6 protein-coding genes are annotated in these 6,789 nt (G+C 31.7%); 3 read left to right on the top strand and 3 right to left on the bottom strand.

Features of this window, described 5'->3' with window-relative positions:
* The first annotated feature begins 119 nt into the window (after positions 1 to 119).
* Positions 120 to 1,847 carry a glycosyl hydrolase family 18 protein gene (locus SA378_RS01365; RefSeq protein WP_318524199.1) on the top strand — a complete coding sequence of 576 codons (1,728 nt, stop codon included), beginning with the start codon at positions 120 to 122 and terminating at the stop codon, positions 1,845 to 1,847.
* 119 nt (positions 1,848 to 1,966) lie between these two features.
* Here SA378_RS01365 and SA378_RS01360 read toward each other — a convergent pair whose 3' ends face one another.
* From SA378_RS01360 to SA378_RS01350, 3 genes are all read right to left on the bottom strand, one after another.
* The gene (locus tag SA378_RS01360; RefSeq protein ID WP_318524198.1) at positions 1,967 to 2,170 is read right to left on the bottom strand and encodes a heavy metal-associated domain-containing protein; all 204 of its coding nucleotides are present in this window, start codon (positions 2,168 to 2,170) and stop codon (positions 1,967 to 1,969) included.
* Between the two features lie 271 nt (positions 2,171 to 2,441).
* Positions 2,442 to 3,926 (bottom strand): DUF1846 domain-containing protein, encoded by a 1,485-nt coding sequence (locus SA378_RS01355; protein WP_318524197.1) that lies wholly within the window; start codon positions 3,924 to 3,926, stop codon positions 2,442 to 2,444.
* 225 nt (positions 3,927 to 4,151) lie between these two features.
* A complete protein-coding gene (locus tag SA378_RS01350; RefSeq protein WP_318524200.1) occupies positions 4,152 to 4,712 on the bottom strand; it encodes a cupin domain-containing protein in 561 nt (186 codons plus the stop codon).
* Between the two features lie 246 nt (positions 4,713 to 4,958).
* On the opposite strand from SA378_RS01350, the gene SA378_RS01345 reads away from it, so the two are divergent.
* Together SA378_RS01345 and SA378_RS01340 are read left to right on the top strand one after the other, a co-directional pair.
* Entirely contained in the window at positions 4,959 to 5,810 is an 852-nt protein-coding gene (locus SA378_RS01345; protein ID WP_318524196.1) for a YifB family Mg chelatase-like AAA ATPase, read from the top strand.
* 337 nt (positions 5,811 to 6,147) lie between these two features.
* A partial coding sequence (locus SA378_RS01340; RefSeq protein ID WP_318524195.1) for an adenine-specific methyltransferase EcoRI family protein occupies positions 6,148 to 6,789 on the top strand: 642 nt, incomplete at its 3' end.

Below are 6,789 nucleotides of genomic sequence, written 5' to 3'. Positions count from 1 at the left end.
AAATAGGGGGTCATTGTTTTTTATTTTAAAAAATTCTGTAACCCTTGAAAATAAAAGTTTTTAATAAAAAAAGAGGAGTGTCTTATTGACACTACCAAAACACTTTTAGGGAGACGTATATGAAAAGGAAAATTATATATTTTATTATTGCGATATCTATAATGTTGCTTTGTTTAGAACATGAGAATGCAGTGTTTTCAGTTGAGAGCAACCAAAAAGCAGAAGCTGGGTTTTGTAGCGAAGAAGATACTGATAAATCAAAAAAAGTTATAGTTGGTTATTATCCGGCATGGAAATCATATTCAGGTTATACACCTGACAAAATTGATGTCAGTAAATTAACACATATAAATTATGCTTTTGCAAATATTGGTTCTGATTTAAGAATAACAATGGGATATCCCGATAAGGATGTACATAATTTCGAAATACTTCAGGAGCTAAAGGAAAGTAATCCTGAATTAAAAACTTTGATTTCTGTAGGCGGATGGAATTGGTCAGGAAAATTTTCGGATGCAGCAAGTACAGAAGAAACCAGGACCGAATTTGCAGAAAGCTGTGTTGAGTTCATCACAAAATACGGGTTTGACGGAGTTGATTTGGATTGGGAATACCCAGTCGGCGGTGGCCTTGAAACCAATTCAAAAAGTCTGGATGATAAACAAAATTTCACTTTGCTGTTAAAAAATATTCGGGAAAAACTAGATGCTCAAGGGATGAAAGATAATAAGCATTATCTGCTCACTGTTGCGGCCGGAGTAAGCAATTATTACATAAAGAATACAGAGGCTTATAAGTTTCATAATTATTTAGATTATGTTACTTTAATGACTTATGATATACATGGACCATGGGATTTTTATTCTGATTTTAATGGACCGTTGTATAACAATCATGATGTGTCACCTCAATATAAAATAAGTATTGATTCAAGCGTCAAGGCATGGCTAAAGGCCGGATTGCCTAAGGACAAGCTGGTTATAGGAATACCATTCTATGGTTATAAATATGATGTGTTAGTGAATTTAAATAATGGGTTGTATCAAGAATTTTCAAAGGGCAATGCATTAAGTTATGATTCTATTGTTTCTAACTATATTAATAACCCTGATTATATAAGATATTTCCATGAGGAATCTTTAGTTCCATGGCTTTTTAACGGAACCACATTTATAAGTTATGATGATGCCAGGTCTATCGGATTGAAAGCTGAATATATCAATGAGCAAAATTTAGGCGGTGCAATGGTTTGGGAGCTGAGCCAGGAAACTGAAGGTGTTCTTTTGGGTGCATTGTATGATGGACTGTATCAATCTAGAGAAAAGGATTTTGAAGGCCATTGGGCTCAGGATGAAATACAGAAATGGTTTGAAATGGAATATATTGCAGGATATACGGATGGTTCATTTAAGCCGGAGGAATTCGTAACAAGAGCAGAATTTATTAAAATGGCCAACAATTTGTTTAATTTTACCGAAACATGTAAAATTGCTTTTCTTGATGTTAATGAAGATGACTGGTGTTATGAAGAAGTACAAAAGGCATATAAAGCTGGATACATAATAGGAGAGTCAGAAACACAATTTGCTCCCAATGATTTTATTACTAGGGAGCAGGCGGCAATAATTATCACCAGATTACTAAATATAGAAGGCAATGAATCAGAAGCTGATGTATTTGTTGACAGTAGCCAAATAAGCAGCTGGTCAAAGGAATATGTCGGTGCTGCTGCAAAAATGCAAATAATTAAAGGATATGACGATAATTCGTTTAAACCTCAAAATAATATTAAAAGATCTGAGGCAGTAGTTTTATTAGACAGGGTATTGATTAATTATAATTCATAAAAGTAGATAAGAGATATACCCGAGATTTATTTTCTGTCATTTTTGAAGCCGTTAAGTCGAAGAATCTCATCTTGATTATAATATAGAGATTCTTCGCTTATTTTTAATTATTTAAGTTACTATTGAATTTTGCAGCCCACATGTTCTATGCATTGTTTAATTGTATTTTCATCTATAGAATCATCAAAGCCAACTTCTATAGAACCTCTTCCTAAATCAATATTAACCATTTGAACTCCTTTTAGTTCATCTAACACATTTTTCACCTGTGTTTTCATTTGTGTATTTTGCAATCTTGTTACATTGTAATGTGCTTTATTCATATGAATCACTCCCGAGATATTTTTTTACTTAATTAGTATTTGTTATGTTAAATCTTTTATTTTGTCAATTAATTCATTGTATTACAAAAATATCTATTAATTTATAAATACACATACTATGAAATTTAAATATAACAGTATAAAATATTACTTATATTGTTCATAGTTAGAGTCATTATAAATAGTAAATATGCTAAATTAAATTCTATAGGATAAAATCATATTATAAATGAATATAACCCAAGTTTGTATACCAAGCTTGGGTTATTTATTAATGTTTGTGATATATTCTATTAGATTCGTATTTTGGTTCACTAGTAAGATGCATGCCAAGTTTCTTGAATGTTTTTTCATCTACAGAAGACAAAAGAACTGAAGAATGAATTTCGCAGCATTTTAGTTTTGGAAGCTCTTCAAGCGCAAGCTGAGCAGCAGGATTCTGAGAAGCACTTACAGAAAGAGCTATAAGAATTTCATCGGTGTGAAGTCTTGGGTTTGTGCTTCCAAGATATGAAGTTTTTAATTTCTGAATAGGTTCAATTGCTTCAGGAGAAACAAGATGTACTTTATGGTCAATTCTACAGAGAGCTTTTAATGCATTCAAAAGTGCACTTGCTGAAGCCCCTAACAAATCGGAAGTTTTGCCTGTTACAATCTGACCATCTTTAAGTTCTATTGCTACAGCTGGATGACCAGTCTTAGCTTCACGTGCTAATGAAGGTTCTACAACTTTTCGGTCATATTCTGTAATTTCTGCTTGTTTCATCAGTAATTCAAATTTGTAAAGAACATCTTTAGAAATATGGCCACGTTTTATGTCACTCAGACACTGATAATATCTTCTGATGATTTCTTGCTTGGATGCTTCTCTGCATGTTTCGTCATCTGTAATACAATTGCCTGCCATATTGACACCCATGTCAGTAGGTGAGTTATATGGATTCTTTCCCATAATATTTTCAAACAAAGCATTTAAAACGGGATATATTTCTATGTCACGGTTGTAGTTTACTGTTGATTCACCATATGTTTCTAAATGAAACGGGTCAATCATATTGACATCATTTAAATCGGCAGTAGCTGCTTCGTATGCAATGTTAACAGGATGACGTAGTGGAAGATTCCATATTGGGAAAGTTTCGAATTTAGCGTATCCTGCTTTGATGCCGCGTTTGTTTTCATGGTAAAGCTGTGAGAGACATGTGGCCATTTTTCCACTGCCTGGACCAGGTGCAGTTACAACAACTAAAGGCTTGTCTGTTTCAATGTAATCATTTTTTCCGTAACCTTCTTCACTGACAATGAGTTTAATGTTTCTTGGATAACCGTCTATTTTATAATGTAAGTAAGATTTTATATTTAATTCCTGAAGCTTATGACGAAAATGGTCTGCTGAAATTTCTCCTGAATACTGAGTAATAACAACACTGCCTACAAAAAGTCCCATACCTTGGAATGCATCGATGAGACGAAATACATCTTCATCATATGTAATTCCCAAATCGCCGCGAATTTTATTGCTTTCGATGGCATCGGCACTGATAGCAATGATGATTTCTGTCTGGTCTTTAAGCTGTAAAAGCATTTTTAATTTGCTGTCTGGTTGAAATCCTGGTAATACTCTTGATGCGTGGTAGTCGTCAAACAACTTTCCGCCGAATTCAAGATATAGCTTATTATTAAAATGTGCAATTCTTTTTTTTATATGTTCAGACTGCATATTTAAATATTTATTGTTATCAAATCCAATTTTCATAAATAAATCTCCTCGTTTTTACATTCAAGAAAGTATATCATTTACAGAAAATATTTTCAACTGAAGTTATTAAAAAATTTTTTTACTAATTAAAATTATAGATATTCCTTTGTATTAAAAAAATCTTTCTAAAAGAAAATATCTATAATTAATAATTATTATATTTAAAATTATTGGATAGCTTATGAAAATTTAAAAAAGTTTGAGCCTTTCAAATTTTCACTATCAGTGACCGTGGTTTTTTTCAGATGCTTTCGCATCTGCTTTAGTTTTATGAACTGTGCTGTGAGGATGCTGAGGCGGAGCATAAATAGAATATAATTTAAGAGGTGTATTGCCTATGTTAATAAGATTGTGCCATTTACCGGCAGGTATAATGAATGCAAAATCATCATATACATTTTCTTTGAAATCTAAATTATCTTTTCTGTCGCCCATTTCAATAATCCCTTGACCTTCTTCTATACGTAAGAATTGATCAAGGTCGGGATGAACTTCCAAACCTATGTCTTCTCCAACATTTATGTTCATTAAAGTAAGTTGTAAATGATTACCTGTCCATAAGGCAGTACGGTAATTATTGTTTTCAAGAGTAGCCTCCTCTATATTAATTACAAATGGTTTTGGCCCATAATCCTTTAATTCATTTACACCATTAGCATTTGCATACTGTAAAAAATCAAATTTTGAATCATAATCCTCTTTATAATCGTTATACATGATGCTTGGATTATACCATGGTGGGTTCAAGTTATAAGGACCAAAATATTTTTTATAATAATACATATTATTCATTCCTTTCTTCTTTATATGATAGATTACTATATCATCATATGCTGCAATGTTGTTGGTTGTGTTTCTATTGCAGAATGAAATGACAACCGTGAGGTACTTACTATATTTATTAAGAGCTAATAACTATTCTGATAAAACATGGTAAAATTATTCCAATGACATGTTGTATATAATTGGAAATTAATGTATAATAATTTTATTAAATTTTCTGCAAGTACATTTTTATTGGAGGTAATTATGCTTTCAAAAATAAAAACATGCGTTCTTTACGGATTAGAGGGTTATGAAATTGATGTAGAAACTGATTTGTCCGGAGGTCTGCCGAATTTCAACATAGTTGGGTTGCCGGATATTTCAATTAAAGAATCAAAAGAAAGAGTGAGAGCTGCTATTAAAAACAGCGGGTATGATTTTCCGGTCAGTCGTATCACCGTTAACTTGGCACCTGCTAATTTGAAAAAAGAAGGAAGTCAAATAGACTTGCCAATTGCCATTGGCATATTAACTGCTACAAGAATAATTGAAAAAAGTATTGATGAAAAAACATGTATTATTGGTGAATTATCTTTAGATGGCAATATTACAGCAATTGACGGAGCTCTTCCAATGGTTATTTCAATGCGTAACAATAATTTTGAAAGAGTAATTATTCCTGAAGAAAATAAAGAGGAATGCGGTGCAATTGAAGGTATTGACGTCATTCCTGTAGAAAATATAAGAAATCTTGTTAATTATTTTAATGGAAATAAAAATATAGAGGCGTATAAAGTAGTATATGAATTATCTGAAAAACAGGATGAATTTCAAGAAGATTTTTCGGAAATCAAAGGACAGCCGGCAATGAAAAGAGCTGTTGAAATTGCTGCTGCCGGGATGCACAACATACTGCTGCTTGGAAGCCCTGGTTCGGGTAAGACTATGGTCGCTCGACGTATACCTACAATATTGCCTGATCTTACTTTTGAAGAGTCTTTGGAAGTAACAAAAATATACAGCATTTCAGGACTTTTAAATAACAAATGTTTAATTAAAAAACGTCCTTTTCGCTCACCTCATCATACTTCAACACGTCAAAGGCTTATACTTTAGGTTAAGATAACAAATCTTCATTTTACAAGCTTTTATGCCATACTCAAAACACTAAAATTACTATGCTTTGAAAGACAATAATACACTTTCAAAGCTTTTTATTATTTAACTTTTCATACTTATAATTAGGTCATACAATAAAATGGGATTTATATTTTAAACAAGACTTTAATAATTGGGATATGTAATATATGCAGGATAAAATAAAAGATTTGCAATGCTAAAACAATTTAAACTTTAAAAACATTTAACATTTGAACCAAATTGTGGTACTATTAGTATATAACAAAATTATACATTTTTCAATAAATTATTAGAATGACATAGGAGAACATTCATGGCAGGAAATAGTAATTTACATGATTCAGCAAGGAATAAACAAGATGAATTTTATACTCAATTATCTCTAATTGAAAATGAATTAAAACATTACAAGAGTCATTTCAATGGAAAAGTCGTATTCTGTAATTGTGATGACCCTTTTGAAAGCAACTTTTTCAAATACTTTGCAATGAACTTCAATTCATTAGGATTGAAAAAGTTGATTGCGACCTGTTACGCAACTTCTCCAATTATATATACTCAATTAAATATATTCGGCGAAGAAGTTGTTATAGGTAAAGAGCAAAGTACAAAAAAACCTTATAAAATCGAAATTACTGAGGTTACAGACGAAAATCAAGACGGTCGGATTGACCTTGCTGATGTAGAGTATCTTTTGAGAAATCGAAAAAATACCCTTACATTATTAGATGGAGATGGAGATTTCCGTTCTGATGAGTGTGTTGAACTTTTAAAGCAAGCAGATATAGTTGTTACCAATCCTCCATTTTCATTATTCCGTGATTATATGGTACTACTTATAGAACATAAGAAGGCATTCGTAATAATTGGAAATCAAAATGAAATTACATATGGCGAAATCTTGCCTTTAATTCGTGACAATAAGGTATGGTTAGATTACAAGAGTGGAAATTTT

Origin of the sequence: Sedimentibacter sp. (genome assembly GCF_033447055.1) — a bacterium.
In the GTDB taxonomy this organism is placed as follows: Bacteria; Bacillota; Clostridia; order Tissierellales; family Sedimentibacteraceae; genus Sedimentibacter.
The sequence above is the reverse complement of the archived record's forward strand: the minus strand, read 5'-3'. Positions and strand labels throughout refer to the sequence as shown.